This is a genomic window from Vibrio sp. Evd11 (assembly GCF_900382755.1).
Classification (GTDB): Bacteria; Pseudomonadota; Gammaproteobacteria; order Enterobacterales; family Vibrionaceae; genus Vibrio; species Vibrio lentus.
This window is the reverse complement of the sequence record NZ_OSDX01000009.1, coordinates 97,993-114,496: the sequence shown is the minus strand read 5'-3', so window position 1 is coordinate 114,496 and position 16,504 is coordinate 97,993. Positions and strand designations below refer to the sequence as shown.

General features: G+C 44.0%; 13 protein-coding genes. 6 read left to right on the top strand and 7 right to left on the bottom strand.

Translation table 11 applies throughout. The features are described 5' to 3' along the window. Positions 1-55: 55 nt before the first annotated feature. Positions 56-586 (top strand): endonuclease SmrB, encoded by a 531-nt coding sequence (gene smrB / locus ED652_RS06150; protein WP_065104881.1) that lies wholly within the window; start codon positions 56-58, stop codon positions 584-586. A 135-nt stretch (positions 587-721) separates the two neighbouring features. Here smrB and sixA read toward each other — a convergent pair whose 3' ends face one another. Beyond that, the gene (sixA, locus tag ED652_RS06145; protein WP_012603460.1) at positions 722-1,186 is read right to left on the bottom strand and encodes a phosphohistidine phosphatase SixA; all 465 of its coding nucleotides are present in this window, start codon (positions 1,184-1,186) and stop codon (positions 722-724) included. Between the two features lie 304 nt (positions 1,187-1,490). Between sixA and ED652_RS06140 the strand changes: the two genes are divergently transcribed. Further along, a complete protein-coding gene (locus ED652_RS06140) occupies positions 1,491-4,268 on the top strand; it encodes an insulinase family protein (protein ID WP_122053859.1) in 2,778 nt (925 codons plus the stop codon). Between the two features lie 399 nt (positions 4,269-4,667). On the opposite strand, the gene fadJ is transcribed toward ED652_RS06140, so the two are convergent. After that, a complete protein-coding gene (fadJ, locus tag ED652_RS06135) occupies positions 4,668-6,914 on the bottom strand; it encodes a fatty acid oxidation complex subunit alpha FadJ (protein WP_162929921.1) in 2,247 nt (748 codons plus the stop codon). After that, positions 6,914-8,221, bottom strand: a complete 1,308-nt coding sequence (fadI, locus tag ED652_RS06130) for an acetyl-CoA C-acyltransferase FadI (RefSeq protein WP_122053857.1) — start codon at positions 8,219-8,221, stop codon at positions 6,914-6,916. Before fadI ends, fadJ begins: the two co-directional genes overlap by 1 nt. Positions 8,222-8,795: 574 nt before the next feature. Between fadI and ED652_RS06125 the strand changes: the two genes are divergently transcribed. The 4 genes from ED652_RS06125 (at position 8,796) to ED652_RS06110 (ending at position 13,237) form a co-directional block, all read left to right on the top strand. Beyond that, on the top strand, positions 8,796-9,344 hold the full coding sequence (locus ED652_RS06125) for a sigma-70 family RNA polymerase sigma factor (RefSeq protein ID WP_004736042.1): 549 nt from the start codon (positions 8,796-8,798) through the stop codon (positions 9,342-9,344). Then, on the top strand, positions 9,337-10,065 hold the full coding sequence (locus ED652_RS06120; protein WP_122053855.1) for a DUF3379 domain-containing protein: 729 nt from the start codon (positions 9,337-9,339) through the stop codon (positions 10,063-10,065). Before ED652_RS06125 ends, ED652_RS06120 begins: the two co-directional genes overlap by 8 nt. A 296-nt stretch (positions 10,066-10,361) precedes the next feature. Next, entirely contained in the window at positions 10,362-11,639 is a 1,278-nt protein-coding gene (locus tag ED652_RS06115; RefSeq protein WP_122053854.1) for an outer membrane protein transport protein, read from the top strand. 296 nt (positions 11,640-11,935) lie between these two features. Beyond that, a complete protein-coding gene (locus ED652_RS06110; protein WP_122053853.1) occupies positions 11,936-13,237 on the top strand; it encodes an outer membrane protein transport protein in 1,302 nt (433 codons plus the stop codon). 95 nt (positions 13,238-13,332) lie between these two features. On the opposite strand, the gene ED652_RS06105 is transcribed toward ED652_RS06110, so the two are convergent. From ED652_RS06105 to ED652_RS06090, 4 genes are all read right to left on the bottom strand, one after another. After that, entirely contained in the window at positions 13,333-14,118 is a 786-nt protein-coding gene (locus ED652_RS06105; protein ID WP_122053852.1) for a VacJ family lipoprotein, read from the bottom strand. A 124-nt stretch (positions 14,119-14,242) separates the two neighbouring features. Beyond that, positions 14,243-15,463, bottom strand: a complete 1,221-nt coding sequence (gene ccmI / locus ED652_RS06100) for a c-type cytochrome biogenesis protein CcmI (RefSeq protein WP_122053851.1) — start codon at positions 15,461-15,463, stop codon at positions 14,243-14,245. Further along, the gene (locus tag ED652_RS06095; RefSeq protein WP_122053850.1) at positions 15,463-15,951 is read right to left on the bottom strand and encodes a cytochrome c-type biogenesis protein; all 489 of its coding nucleotides are present in this window, start codon (positions 15,949-15,951) and stop codon (positions 15,463-15,465) included. Before ED652_RS06095 ends, ccmI begins: the two co-directional genes overlap by 1 nt. Then, complete coding sequence (locus tag ED652_RS06090; protein WP_122053848.1) at positions 15,948-16,499, bottom strand: DsbE family thiol:disulfide interchange protein; 552 nt, start codon at positions 16,497-16,499, stop codon at positions 15,948-15,950. The genes ED652_RS06095 and ED652_RS06090 overlap by 4 nt, the downstream gene beginning before the upstream one ends. Positions 16,500-16,504 lie beyond the last annotated feature (5 nt).

Here is a 16,504-nt window from a genome sequence, read left to right as displayed (position 1 = left end):
CCGAAAAGCGCTACAATACTGCTAATTACGTTTCTAATTTAGAATTCATAACCTGATGAGCAAAAAAGACACCGACTTTGATGACGATTTCGCCCTGTTCAACGATGCAGTAAAGGGCGTTAAAAAGTTGCAACAGGATACCATAGTCCAGCAGCCAAAAAGAAATACCAAGCAAAAAGAAATTACTCGAACGGCCAGACAAGCCAGTGATAGCGAGTTTTACTTCTCTGACGAGTTCATTCCGCACCTTAGTGAGGAAGGACCAACACGTTATGCGCGCGATGATGTCTCTAAATACGAAGTGAAACGTCTACGTCGTGGGGTCTATGTGCCCGACGTGTATCTCGATATGCATGGTATGACGCAACAAGAAGCCAAACGTGAGCTTGGGGCTATGATTGCACACTGTATTAAAGAAAGTGTGGCATGTGCCTGTGTTCAGCATGGTATCGGCAAGCACATCCTGAAGCAGAAAGTGCCACTGTGGTTAGCACAGCACCCAGACGTAATGGCCTTTCACCAAGCGCCTTTAGAGTTTGGCGGCCATGGGGCGCTACTGGTTTTACTTGCTATCCCAGATAAATAGCCATCGACTTGCTCTTTATTCTAAAAAGTACGTCCAGCACCTTGTCGTTTGGTCAAAATAGTCCGTTAGAAACAACAAAGGGCATCTCAATAATCATGAGGTGCCCTTTTATTTATCTTGAGAAAACGGTCTCAGCTATGGATTAATGTTCCAAAGCAACTCGCCTTTTTGTTTTTCAAGGTCGAATTCAATACACGCTAGCCCTGAGGTTGGGAACATAGGTGGCGCCATGCCCGTCGCAAATTCAGCCGTTAAATAGCCCACTAGAGGTAAATGAGAAACAAATAAAATGGTCTCTAGCTTTTCTACTTCAGCCATTGCTATGGTCAAATCAAACACATCGTCGGACATTCCGTAAGGCGTAATATCATCACAGGTTTCTACTTTCTTTCCAGAAAACGCTTGAGAGATTTCTAACCACGTTTCTTGTGCCCTTAAGTATGGGCTCACAAGCACTTTATCGAACTGGCTAAACCCTTGCTCATTTGCAGCTTGAGCTACCGCAAGAGACGCCATTTTACCGCGCTTCGTTAACGCTCGTTCTGCATCCGAGTTAGCAAAATGTTCTGCTTCACCGTGGCGCATTATGAATATTTTCATGTTCAGTCCTGTCTACGTAACATTTCGAAAGTCGATATATCCCATATCAGCGATACGCTACTTAGCGTTTGGCTCTCAAACTAGAGAAACCGCAGTCTATATAAATAATTATATCAAGTCACTTGCTAAAGAGTTCAACTTTCTTAACAATCTTATTAAAAGAAAATAAATCACTGATAAAAATCGATAAAAGTGATTTAGAAGTCACCAAAAAGCACTTCATATCCCAAAATATGATCGCGAGGTTTGCACCTTAAATCATCGCGTACATAATTTAAAAACCACCTTCTCTGGAGATGCATCTGTGCATTTAAGCCCTAATGATGAACATCAATACCGTTACGTAACATTGGATAACGGGTTGAGAGTACTGTTAGTTCACGATCAGAACGCTCAAAAAGCTGCAGCCGCACTCGCCGTTAATGTCGGGCACTTTGATGACCCTACAGACCGAGAGGGTTTAGCTCACTACTTAGAGCATATGCTATTTTTGGGAACTGAAAAGTATCCAAAGGTCGGAGAGTTCCAAAGTTTTATCAGTCAACATGGCGGTAGCAACAACGCTTGGACAGGAACAGAGCACACCTGCTTCTTTTTTGATGTTGAATTGAATGCCTTTGAAACCGCACTCGATCGCTTCAGCCAATTTTTCACGGCTCCCCTGTTCAACGAAGAAGCCTTAGACAAAGAACGCCAAGCTGTTGATTCTGAGTACAAGATGAAACTCAATGACGACTCGCGACGCTTGTACCAAGTTACCAAAGAGCTGGTAAATCACAATCACCCATTCTCGAAGTTTTCTGTCGGTAATATCGATACGTTGGGCGACAGAAACGGTGAGACGATTCGACAAGAGATCTTAGCTTTCCACCAGCAACAATACTCTGCTGACTTAATGACGCTGACACTTTCTGGCAATCAGTCATTAAATGAGATGCAAAGCTGGGTTGAGGATCGCTTTAGCTCGATTACCAATAACAACCTACAAGGCAAGAAGGTTGAAGTACCCATTGTTGGCGAGTTAAGCACTGGCGTACAAGTACACGTAGAACCAATAAAAGAAGTACGAAAACTGATTTTAACTTTCCCAATGCCAAGCATGGATGAACACTATGGTATTAAGCCACTGTCGTTCTTTGCTCACCTATTAGGTTATGAGGGTGACGGCAGCCTAATGATGCAACTCAAGGAAAAAGGTTGGATTACTTCTCTCTCGGCCGGTGGTGGTGCCAGTGGCAGTAACTATCGTGATTTCACGGTCAGTTGTTCATTGACCATCGAGGGTTTGACCAAAACTGATAACATCATCCAAGCCGTGTTCCAGTACATCAAGTTGATTGAGCAACAAGGTATTGAAGAGTGGCGTTACCTAGAGAAGCGTGCGGTTTTAGAGTCCGCTTTCCGCTTCCAAGAGCCCGCAAGGCCACTTGATGTCGTGAGTCACCTAGTGATCAACATGCAACACTACCAAGAGCAAGACGTGGTGTATGGCGATTATAAAATGTCGCATTTCGATGACGAGTTACAACGCTCTATGCTGCCTTACTTAACCACCGATAACATGCGCGCGACCATTGTTGCCCAAGGTTTCGAATACGACCGAGAAGCGAAGTGGTACTTTACGCCCTACTCCGTGACACCGTTTAGCAGCGAACAGCAACAGTGCTTTACCTGCATCAACCCCGGTTGGCAGTTTGAATTACCCGATAGAAACCCATTTATTTGTTATGACTTAGACCCTGCCGAGCTTGAAGAGCAAACTGAATTTCCACAGCTGCTCGAAGAGTTAGACGGATTTATGTTGTGGCACCTACAAGATCATCAATTTCGAGTACCCAAAGGTGTGGTGTATATCGCCATCGACAGCCCACACTCAGTGGCTAGCCCGAGAAACATCGTTAAAACACGCTTGTGTGTAGAGATGTTCTTAGACTCGCTTGAGAAAGATACTTATCAGGCTGAGATTGCCGGAATGGGCTACAACATGTATACCCATCAAGGTGGTGTCACACTCACATTATCTGGATTCAGCGAGAAACAGCCACAATTGCTCAATATGATCCTTGAACGCTTTCAAGCACGCGACTTTAGTCCAACACGTTTCGAAACGATTAAGCATCAATTGCTCAGAAACTGGAATAATGCGTCGCAAGACCGTCCTATTTCGCAGCTGTTTAATGCAATGACAGGGATCTTGCAGCCAAACAATCCTCCCTACTCTGTATTAATTGAAGCGCTGGAAACGATAGAGGTCGATGAGCTATCCTCTTTCGTTCAAGCTATCTTGGCTGAACTTCACGTAGAAATGTTTGTGTATGGCGACTGGAAAAAAGCCGACGCACACAAAATGGCGGAAACACTAAAAGATGCCCTGCGTGTTCAAGACCAAGCGTACGAAGAGTCACTGCGCCCATTAATCATGCTGGGTGAAAACGGCAGCTTCCAACGTGAAGTGGTGTGTAACCAAGATGATTCAGCCATCGTGGTTTATTACCAGTGCGCCGATATTTCACCTGAAAACATTGCGCTGTATTCACTGGCTAACCACTTGATGTCGGCCACATTCTTCCACGAAATTCGTACCAAACAACAGCTAGGTTATATGGTCGGCACCGGTAATATGCCGCTTAACCGACACCCAGGTATTGTGTTGTACGTGCAGTCCCCTAATGCTGCCCCGGCAGACTTATTAGCCTCTATAGATGAGTTCCTCAATGCCTTTTATATGGTGCTGTTAGAGCTGAATGACTATCAATGGCACAGCAGTAAACGCGGCCTCTGGAATCAGATTTCAACGCCAGATACCACCTTACGAGGTCGAGCTCAGCGCTTATGGGTTGCGATAGGCAATAAGGATTTGGAATTCAATCAGAGGGATCGTGTGTTAGAAGAGCTCAAAGGTCTGACTCGCTCCGACATGATGCGTTTTGTCGTCAGCCAACTAAAACCGCGCACCGCAAATCGTCTTATTATGCACGCGCAAGGTAATGCGCATAACGAAGAAGAGAAGCTATCAGCAGGTGTAGAAATAGGCTCTATTGATGAGTTTCAACTGCGCCCGAAAGACTGCGAGCTTGGTTAGTCGTTCCTAACAGAAAGTCCAAAGGTTGATGTTATAGCATCAACCTTTTTTATTGGGTGCAACACAAGAGCAGATCTCCTATTACGCTCCTTCGTCGCTTTAGGAGATGACGGTAGTTTTGATTGAGGTGTGTTGACCACCCTCCTAATCAACACAATAGCTTACTTTTTACATCTCAATCGTCATTCCCAAAAAGGAGAAACGACCGAGTTAGAAATCTCCCACACCAATCAACACTACCTTACAGAACACATCACCCTCCCCCGTCATTCCCGAGAAGGAGGAACGACTGAGCCGGGAAGCTCCTTCTTTTCGCACACTCAAAAAATAAAAAGCCCGCATCAATTGCTTGATACGGGCTTGATAATCAATGTGCTAGAAAGTTACTTCTAAAGAGTATTACTTGTAGAAAGATTCATCCAATCCAGCACGTGTCAGTAGGCCATCACATGGCGCGAAACGATCACCGTACTTCTTAGCGAAGTCGTTCATCATCTCTACCAGTGACTTAATACCTACTTGATCCATATAACGGAACGGACCACCTAGGAATGGCGGGAAACCGATACCGAAAATAGCACCAATATCGCCATCTCTAGGGCTACGGATAATGCCATCATCTAGACAACGAACTGCTTCGTTGAGCATTGGTAACACACAACGCATTGCGATGTCGTTATCGCTTAGCTTAGGTTCAGGTTGTAGCTTAAGCAGCTTGTAAACTGACTTATCAACTTCCTTCTTCTTACCTTTGTAAGTGTAGAAACCTTTGCCACTCTTACGGCCTTTACGGTTGTCATTCAAAAGAATGTCGAATACATCAGGGCCTTGGAAGCGTTCGCCTAATTCATTTACCAGAATCGGGATGATCTTAGCACCGATATCAACACCGACTTCGTCTAGCAAAGTAATTGGGCCAACCGGGAAGCCAAAGTCTAATAACGTGCTGTCGAGCTTTTCAATCGGCTCATTCGCCAATAACAGATGCGCAGCTTCATTCATGTATGGAGCAAGAATACGGTTCACGTAGAAGCCAGCCGTATCTTTAACAACAATCGGAGTTTTACCTTGCTTCTTCGCTAATGCAACAACCGTCGAAATGGTTTCTTCTGACGTTGTTTCATGAGGAATAACTTCAACCAGTGGCATTTTTTCTGCAGGGCTAAAGTAATGAAGACCGACTACGTTTTCTGGTCGTTGCGCCTTCTCTGCAATTTTATGGATTGGCAATGAAGATGTATTGGTCGCGAAGATAGTACTAGGCTTGGCATTGGCTTCAATGTCCGCAACCATTGACTGCTTAAGGTCAAGATCTTCAAATACCGCTTCAATCACAACATCAATATGGTTAAAGCTTGTAAAGTCGATACCACCAGAAAGCTGAAGCATCTTACTTTCAAGGCCAGCTCGGCTCAAGATACGACGTTTACGCTGCTTATCGAACAACTTGTAGTTGTAGTTAAGCGCATTGAGCACACCTTCATTAGACACATCTTTAATACGAACCGGTACTTTCGCTTTAGCAACACTGACGTGGCTGATACCAGCGCCCATTAGACCGCCACCTAACACACCAACACGCTTAACCGCTTTCGGTTCTGCGTCTGCGCCGTGTTCTTTTTTCATTTCAGTCGTTGCAAAGAAAATCGAACGAAGGGCTTTAGATTCTGAAGTCATTACCAGTTCAGAGAAACGCTTCGCTTCATACTGAAGGCCTTTATCAAAGCCGTTCTCAAGGCCGTAACGAATTACATCAAGAATCGCATCGGCTGCAGGGTAATTACCGCGTGTTTTCTGGTTAGTTTTCTTCGAAGCCTGTTCAAAAATAACCTTTCGACCAAGACCTGTACGTGAGATTAGTTTTTCTTTGGTCGAAGCTTGGCTTTTAGACGCCAAACGCTTACCTTTTTTACCGCCTGAGTTCTTTTCGACAAAGCTCTTAGCCACTTCCAGCAAGATAGTTTCTGGCACACAAGCATCCACGACACCTAGCGATTTCGCTTTCTTAGCGCGCAGTTGTTTACCCGTAAGAATAAGGTCTAGAGAAGGCAGTAAACCGATAAGACGAGGAAGACGTTGCGTACCACCAGAGCCCGGTAGCAGACCAAGTTGGACTTCTGGTAAACCAAGGCGAGTTTTGTCTGAGTCTGTACATACGCGGTAATCGCACGATAGTGCTAGCTCTAAGCCACCACCTAAACATGGGCCGTGAATCGCTGCGACAACAGGATAAGGCAAATCAGAAAGCGCTTGGAACATCTCTTGCCCCTGACGAGCGAGAGATTGTGCTTCATCAGCCGTCTTGCAGGCATCAAGCATTCGAACATCAGCGCCAGCAATGAAGTTATCTGGCTTCAATGAATGAACGATTAATCCTTTAACTCGGCTTTGCTTTTCCTTCAACTGCTCGAAGATTGCTTTCATTTCTTCGGCAAACGCCGCTTGTAGCGTGTTCATTTTTTCGTTTGGCACATCGATCGCAAGCCATGCAATATCTTGGTCATCGATAGTTAAAGAAAACGCGGTCGCCGGTTTTACGGCTTCATCGTTTGAAATCGTCTTGTCACTTTTAGATGCAGTCACTGGCTTTGAATCCGTTTTTTTGACTGCTTTCTTTTCTTTTTTCACATCAAGAGTCGTAGACATTATTCTACCTCCAAGATCATTGCTGCACCCAAACCACCAGCTGCACAAGCGGTATTCAGTGCTAAGCCGCCACCGCGACGTTTCAACTCACGTAATGTTTGAGTCATCATTCGTGCGCCAGTCGCTGCAAACGGGTGTCCGTAAGCAATTGAACTACCCAGTACGTTGAATTTCTCCATATCAATCTCACCGATCGCTTTATCGCGGCCAAGATTCTTCTGAGCAAACTCATCGCTGGCAAACATTTTCACATTCGCTAGAACTTGCGCAGCGAATGCTTCGTGCATCTCAATCAGCGTCAAATCTGAAAGCTCTAGGCCTGTGTTCTTTAATACTTGCGAAGTCGCGTAAGTCGGCCCCATCAACATATCAGTCTCAACACCAATCGCTGAGAACGCATAACCACGAATATAACCAAGCACTTCTAAGCCTAGCTCTTTCGCTTTACCTTCGCGCATCAACATCACCGCGGCACCGCCATCGGTAAGAGGCGTGGCATTGGCTGCCGTAACACTGCCGTACTTTCTATCGAATGCAGGGCGTAATTTAGCGTAACCTTCAACCGTTGAATCATGGCGAATGTTGTTATCTTCCGCTAAATATTTTTTATAAGGTGCTGGGAAAGCCGTCATCACTTCATCTTTTATTTTCCCTTCTTTCCAAGCTTGAGAAGCCAAAGAGTGAGAACGATGAGCAAGTGCATCTTGTTCTTGACGGGTAATACCATGAGTTTTCGCCATCTGCTCAGCGGTTTGACCCATTGATAAACCGGTCGAGTATTCGGCAACAGCAGGCGGCACTGGCATCAGATCTTTTACGGAAAGCGTTTTAAGAATCTTAAGCTTTTGACCCATGGTTTTGGTTTTACTCAGCGCTAATAAATTTGCCGCTAACTTTTTCGAAACGCCGATTGGCAATACAGAAGAAGAATCAGCGCCACCCGCAATACCGACATCAATCGTGCCAGCCATAATGCTCTCTGTGACGTTAACTGCCGCTTGGAAGCTCGTTGCACAAGCGCGTGTCACACTGTAAGCATCAGTATTAATGTCCATACCGGTGCCTAATACGATTTCACGCGCAATATTGGGCGCTTCTGGCATCTGCACAACTTGGCCGAATACAACTTGCTCAATAAGCGCAGGATCGACATCCGTTCGTGCAAGCATTTCGCTCACAACTATTTTGCCTAGGTCAACCGCAGGCACTTGGCTAAATTCTGTGCTCTGACGAGCGAATGGGGTTCGTAGTCCAGCGACAACGGCAACACGTTCTCCAGAACGCGTTTTGACTTCCTGTTTGCCCATGGTTTCTCCTTAAAGTTAAGAGGTCTGACCTGAATCATTGTAAAGAAGTTGTTAATTAAATCAAACGAGCGTTTAAATAAACGTGATACGTGTATCTCACGGCTTGAAAATATAACTGCACATTCAGGCGAACCTTTTTGGGGGAAAGGTTGTCCTAAGAGACTAAACTATTGCTAGTTGAGACTGTTATGTGTGGGTAAAGAGTCGATGGTTTTGTATCAGAGTATTTTCTGAAGGCAAAAAAAAACCACACAAAGCTGTGTGGTCGGAATGTATATAAAGCAATTAACTTAACGCCAATTGAAATAATCAGTTTCCTGATTAGGAGAAAGTAAAGTCAGCCTTCAAAAGGAAGTGTCGTCTTGCTCAACATGCTAGCCACGAATGACTAACTAGACGACAAGGTGTACTATAACGGGTTCGAGGCCTTAGATTTTGAAGTAGATCAATTTTAATGTGATTTTACTATTTCCTGCCGATGATCGTTAGCTCTAAAAATATAAAAACGAAGCACAACGTATAGAGGACAGCTATACGCAGAGCAATTATGGAGGCTCGTGTGTCAATAATAAAAATGTTTGGAAAGAAAACAGCCAAGCGTCCGGTCAACTCTGATATGGACAAACAAAGAAAATACGAAGCACTCGTGCGTGCCTATCATCGTGACCTCTTTCGCTACGCCTATTGGTTATGTAAAGACAAAAGCATTGCGGAGGATTTAGTACAAGAGACTTGCCTTCGAGCATGGAAGTCACTCGATAGCCTACAAGATGAAAAAGCCGCTAAGTCTTGGCTGATTACCATCTTGAGACGCGAGAACGCTCGACGTTTTGAACGCAAGCAGTTTGATCTGGTTGATATCGACGATCATGGTAATGATGCTAGTGTCAGTGATGACCCACACCATCAACATCTGTGGTTACAAGCTCAGATCATGAAACTTGAAATTGATTATCGTGAACCTCTTTTCTTGCAAGTGATTGGTGGGTTTAGTGGTGATGAGATCGCAGATATTCTCGACCTCAACAAAAACACGGTGATGACACGTTTATTCAGAGCTCGAAATCAGTTGAAAGAGATGCTGGATACAGAAGAGGCAGAGAGGGGGCAACATAATGGATGATTTGGAATTTCGTCGTCGTGTATTGTCGGAACCTAAACAACGTACACAAGATATTATTGATGCGGCAGCAAATAGCGAAACCAATAGTAACTTTTTAGACGATGTACTATCGCTTGATAAGAAGATCCATTCAGCAATGAACGTGGATGTACCAGACGATCTTGCTGATCGCATTCTCTTCAATCAAACCTCAAGCGAAGAAAGCAAAGTAGTAAGACCTACTTTTGCTCGACGAGCGATGGCAATGGCAGCCTCAGTTGCATTCGTTGCAGGTTTACTCGTTGGCCAAGTTAACTGGGGAAATGCGTTAGTCTCTCCAGCTCAAGCAAGTTTGGCTGATACGGCAATGAAACATGTGGTTAATGAAAAGAGCTTCGTCAGTGGAATTGATGAACAAGTCACATCACAACAGATCAATGCCAAGATGAACCCATTTGCTTTTCAGTTTGATAAAGCGTTTCCTTATCACGTTTACTACCTAAATCATTGTGGCTTTGGTAAGTCCAATGCAATGCACATGGTTTTCCAAGGTGAAAAAGGCAAAGTCACACTGTTTTTAACAGGGATTCCGACTGACAAATCTATCGACTTCGATGAGAAAGGCATGTCAGGTTCGGTAACACCTATCGATAACAGCAGTCTGATCCTCGTAGGTGAAGATGGCGAGGACGTTTCTAAGATCGCCGAAAAGCTAACCAAAATGATCAAACCGATGAGCTAATTCGCACTCAAAGCCCCGTCACAAAAGGCCCAGCAACTATACTCCTGATATTGCTGGGCTTTACTTATAAACAAACAACAAATCATTCATAAAATAAATACCTATAGAGTTAAAACTCTAAAAAGAAGCATTTCCCACCATTTTTGTGTCAGATAGGCGTCATTTCCATAATTTTCCACTCAAAATTCCCAATGGTCGGATTTGTATATCTTATACTAACCAATAGGATCAGCCACCATTGAGCAATTGCTCAAATTAATCGCCCTGTAGAGGCGGATATATAAAGGAATAAATAAATGACTACCAACAACACGCGTCTGTTTAAAAAGTCTCTTTTAGCAGTAACAATCACACTGGCGTCTTCGCAAGCGATGGCAGCAGGTTTTCAAATTAACGCACAATCAGCAACTGGCATCGGCCGCGCTTTCGCTGGTGACGCAGTAATAGCAGATAACGCGTCAGTAATGGCACGTAACCCTGCAGCAATGGCACTGTTTGACGAAACCTCTTTGTCACTCGGCTTTGAAAGCATTACATCTAAGATTGAAGTCAAAGAAGCTAAATACAAACTGTTTGACGCTGGAAATGGTGTAGATGCAAACTATGATGATGCCGGTGATACCTCTATTGCTCCTAACATTCATCTAATTGTCCCTATTAACAAAAAATTTGCTGTAGGCTTCAACGCTTACTCAAACTTCGGAACTAAGACCGAGTTTTCTGACAGTTATGCAGGACATGAATATGGTGGGTTAACTGACGTTCAGAGCGTTAACTTTGGTTTAGCTGGCTCATACCGACTTAATGACCAATGGAGTTTTGGTGCCGGCCTAGACCTAATTTACGGTAAGGGCACACTAAAGCGTGACCTTCATCCAACCTTAGCAGGAGCACTTGGCTCCTCAACAGCTTTAGATGCAGAAGCAGATGGTTGGGCATTAGGATTCAATGTTGGTACGGTATACGAGCTAGATGAAAATAATCGATTTGGTTTGGCTTATCATTACTCTCCAGAACTCGAAGCAAAAGGTGACATTACATACACAGGTGTAGAGCATAAAGACGATACTTTATACATGCCTCTGCCAGACCTTCTTGAATTTTCTGGATACCACAGAATTAAAGATACTAAATATGCTGTCCACTATTCTGTTCAATGGATTGGCTGGAGCTCATTCGACAAGCTAGAAGCTAAAGACGCTGGCGTACTTAATGAGTATGAATGGCAGAACGGCATGCACTACTCTATTGGTGGTACATACTACCTAAATCGTGACTGGACATTACGTGCAGGTTATATGTATGACACAAGTGCACAAGACGAATTGACATCGATATCTGTACCAGATTCAGATCGTCAATGGTTCTCAGCTGGTTTTACATACCACTTAGACGACAAGTCGAATATCGACTTCGGCTTTACCTACTTAATGGGCGATGATGTGGATGTAGAAGAGAAGACTGAAAACCCATCCTTTGGCGCACCTGGACAACCACAATATCTTTCATCGATATCTGGAACTACTCACGCAGATGCTATTTTGATGGGTTTGCAGTACAGCCGTAGCTTCTAATATAATCGAAGTTAACAATCCCAAAGGGTCGCATTACGCGACCCTTTTTTATTACCTAAACCACTGACTGACATCAATTTAGGCTTACAGCTGTAGCCTGCAAAGGCAAAATACGCCTACAGGTGTACGCTCAAATTACGCAACACAGCCGAAACATTCAGACTATTTACCTAATAATCAGTCACATTTTATCATTAAATCCCTAAAATGCTGTTTTATTCGAATTTCATTTTTAAAGTAATAACTCTAAACGTAGAATCACGCCACTAAATACTTATGATTCAGCGAACATAATAATGAAAATGAATAAGACTCTTCTATCTGCTGCAGTGGCAGTTGGACTACTTTCGACTTCTACTGTGACTCAAGCAGCAGGCTTTCAACTAGCAGAATACTCAGCAACAGGCCTAGGTCGCGCATACGCTGGTGAAGCAGCAATGGCTGACGGTGCAGACGCACAATGGCGTAACCCTGCAATGCTAACTTACCTAGAAGGCACTCAAGTTTCAGTTGGTGGTATCTATGTAGATCCAAATATTGACGTTGACGGCACCTCTACAACACTTCGTGGTACAACGACCTCAAACTCTAGTGACTTCGCCCACAGTGCAGTAATTCCAAACTTTTATGTTTCTCATAAGTACAACGACAAATTCGCGTTGGGCTTTGCTGCCGGCACTAACTACGGCATGGAAACAGACCTAGGTAAAGACTTCGGTGGCGCAAACCACGGTAACGAAGCAAGCGTTACTACTATGGAGCTGAACCTAAACGCTGCATACCAAGTACTTGAAAGCGTATCTATTGGTGGTGGTATTCGTTACATCATGGCTGAAGGTAGCTTTGGTGCGGTATCAGCAATAACAATCCCAACCATGGTAAACCAAGGTGATGCTCTTAAATACATGGAAGGTGATGATACAGCGTGGGGCTGGCAAGTCGGTACAGCTTGGCAGATCAATGAAAGCAACCGCCTAGGATTCACCTACAAATCTGAGGTAGATCTAACATTGGAAGGTCACGCAGAAGGTCTTGCTTTTGATTCCGTAGCAAACGCAATTGGTGGACCAGTTAAATCTAAGTACAACGGGTCTATGGCGTTAGCTCTTCCTGCTACAGCAGAATTGGCTAGTTTTCATCAGTTAACAGACAAAGTAGCGGTACACGCGAGCGTTAACTGGACTAACTGGAGCAGCTTTAAAGAGCTAGTTGCAGACATCCCTGAATTCGGCCCAGCTAGAACTCAAGATATCAAAGAAGAGAACTGGGAAGACAACTACCGCTTTGCTATCGGTACGACTTATCAAATGACGCCAAAGCTGGCTCTACGTTCTGGTATAGCATATGACACTTCTGCTGTAAGCGAAGAGCACCGTACAGCGACGATCCCAGAAACAGACCGCACTTGGTTGAGCATTGGTGCAGGCTATCAATGGTCTGAGCAACTAACTCTAGATGCAGGCTTCACTTACATCCTAGCGAAAGATGCAAAAATGCTTGAAGATGATGCAAGTTCTGCCCCATTTGGTGGTGACTTCGAAGGTGAAGTGACAGGTAGTATCTGGCTAGTTGGTATCCAAGCTAACTACCGCTTCTAATCTGTTTTACTTAATCTAAAGTAACAAACATTAAAAAGGCTCGATGTTAGATCAACATCGAGCCTTTCTTTTATGCGCTATTCAGAGTGTTATATCTAGTAATCTTCTAGGTACCCATCGATGAAATCTTCTTCTTCGAGGTCAACTTCTTCGGGTTCAATTTCGGCTTTAAAGTCACGACGTTGAATGTAGACCTCACGAGTCAGAGCATACGGATCCGGAGAGTCATCCAACAAGGCTTCTTGCGATACTAACTGAGCACGTGTCTCCATACCTTCAAATGCCCACTTACCTAAGCTAGCCCAGAAGTTCAACAGGGACAAAGGAACATATAAGCTGTCTACTTGCTCTGTCACCTCACGAGTCGTAATAGGACCATAACCCGGCACCATAAAGTACGGCCCATTCCCTACTCCATAATGGCCAATCGCATCAGAAAACGATTTATCATCATACTTGGTGATCCCGGCTTCACTCGCAATATCAATCAAGCCCAAAAGACCAAATGTTGAGTTAATCCAAAAGCGGTTGAAATGGTCGAGTGCTTTCTCGCCATTGCCCATGAATATGTTGTTCACCATGCTCGCAGGTTCGTCTAAGTTAGCTAAAAAATTTGAGATACCAGAGCGAACGGGTACAGGGGTGTAGTCAACATAAGCGAGGGAAACAGGTCGAACTAAATAAGGGTCTAAATACTCGTAGTTGATATCCCACATCGCTCGGTTGAACCCTTCAAAAGGGTCATTCGGATGGGACTCTTCGACGTATTCAGAGGTTTCGAGGTTATTATCGTTAGCGCTTTCATCTGGCGCGCTAGAACAGCCCACCGTTAAGCTTGCGATAAAAAGTAAACTCGAGAGTCTTAAAACACTGACAGACATATCACCTTTTCCATAAGGAATTCATTTAATAAAAAAGGCCAGTAATCGCTGGCCTCAATTGTTTTCGTAAGTCTATACCGTTTATCGTGAAATCGGAATAGCTAACACGTATGCAAAGTGATGATTAATATTGCTTATTGATGTTGATGGTCACTGGAGCACCCAGTTCAACCACTTCACTTTCACCGTACCAATCACCATCACGAGTTGAAACGTTACCATCTGTATCAAGCCTAGCTCTAACCATTAGAGTTTCAAGGCTGGACAGTTTCTGTCCTTCCAACATGCTGTTGCCATCATCAAGAACGACAGTACGAGGGAAAGTTCCTAGCGGATAACGAGCGGCAGCAATCGGCATTGGTGAACCATCAGCTCTATGTACCGAAACAACCAGCACAGACTTAGGATCGGCATTCACATCGCCAGACAGCTCAAGCGTTACTGCAACACTCTTACCTTGGTCAACACCCATGGTGTCGCCCATTTTCTTCTGAGCACTTTCAATACTGCGTGACAGCATCTCATAGCGGCTATCTTGTGGACCAATCATCTGCTGCATGATGCTCCAGTACTTAACAGCACCAGGATAATCTTGACGTTCAAACGAATCAAACGCTAGCAGCGAGAATACTCGAAGGTCTACATAATCGTTTTGAATCAAACGGCTCAAAATCAAACGCGCTTGGTTTTGATCGGCTTCATCAGGTGAAAGCATCAGTGCTTGAGCAAAACCTAGCTGAACATCTTCATTCTTAGGTTCAAGTTTATAAGCTCTTTCCATAGAATCTTTCGCTGTTTCAGCGTCACGGTTTGCTAACGCAATACGGCCAAGCAGTAACCAACCGGTCGAATCTTTTGGTTGGTAGTGAAGACGAGTACGAAGCGCTAGAGTCAAATCTTCAAGTTCATCATCGGTTAGCGCACCACCTTCTGATGACATCAGCTTTTTAGACAACTCAGGAAGGTTCGAACTCACTTCTTGCCAGTGTTGAACCTTATCTAATGCACCAAACTGAAAGTACATACCATAAGTCACAACCAGAACCAGAATCACAGAAGGAACAACAACACCCAACGTAGAGACCTGTGTTTTTTTCATATCTTTCTGTGCAGGTACATCATCAAGTAGAGACTGTTTCAAATCAGCGATCAGTTCTTGTTGGTTATCAACAAGACCTTCTTCTGCTTCTACTTCTAATTCAACGAGACGATCTTTATAGAATGCTTTGTTCAACTCGTCGCGAAGCATTTCGTCATTGTTCGCCTTCTTATTAATGAAAGGCATAACAACAAACAAAATCGCCGCTAATGAAAGGACAACTGTAGAAATCCAAAATAGAGTCATTACTTCTTATCTCCGTCGTTCTCTTCATCGAGTAACGCTTTTAAGCGAGCTTCTTTGTCTGCATCCCAGTCTTTATCTGACTCCACTGCTTTCGACTTTGATTTTCTGCTTCGTAAAATGATCAAACCAAATCCGAACACAACAACCGAAAATGGGCCAACCCAAAGGATCGATGTGGCTAGTGTCAGTGGTGGATTATAAGTAACAAAGTTGCCGTAGCGAGCAATCATATAATCAATGATGTCTTGCTTCGACTTACCGTCTTTTGTCATCTCATACACTTTTTGACGCAAGTCGACCGCAAGCTCTGCATTCGAATCACCAATCGTGTTGTTCTGACATTTTGGACAACGCAGCGTGTTGCTTAACTCTTTGAACTGTTGTTCTTGGTCAACCGTATCAAATTCATGAAATTCGATAGGCGCAGCAGAAACTGTCGCCGAAAGAGCAAATGTAGCGAGTAGAATAATCAGTGCTTTCTTAATCATTTCGCTTCCTCCAACAACTTCTGGTACATCGGCTTAAGTGTCGATGCCCAGTTAGTTGGATTTACGTCACCAACATGACGATAGCGAACTATACCGTCAGCATCGATTAAGAACGTCTCTGGAGCGCCATAAACACCAAGGTCGAGACCTAGCATTCCGTCGCCATCAAACAAACTGATTAAGTACGGGTTACCTAACTCGTTTAACCAACCTACCGCTTTATTGCGATCATCTTTGTAGTTAAGACCAATAATCTTAACGCCTTGATCAGAAAGCTTGTTTAGGTAAGAGTGCTCTGCGTAGCAAGTCGGACACCAAGTCGCCCACACATTAAGAAGCAGTGGTTCACCTTTAAAGATAGCTTGATCATGGAACTTACCCGGTTGTTCCAAATCCTCTAGGCCAAACTCAGGAACCTGCTTGCCAATTAATACGGATTCAAGTTTAGTCGGGTCATCACCCGACTGGTTACGAATCAATTGAGTTGCAAAGATTCCAACTAGAACCATGAACGCAATCAATGGAATGAATAAAATCTTTTTGTTCATTCGAA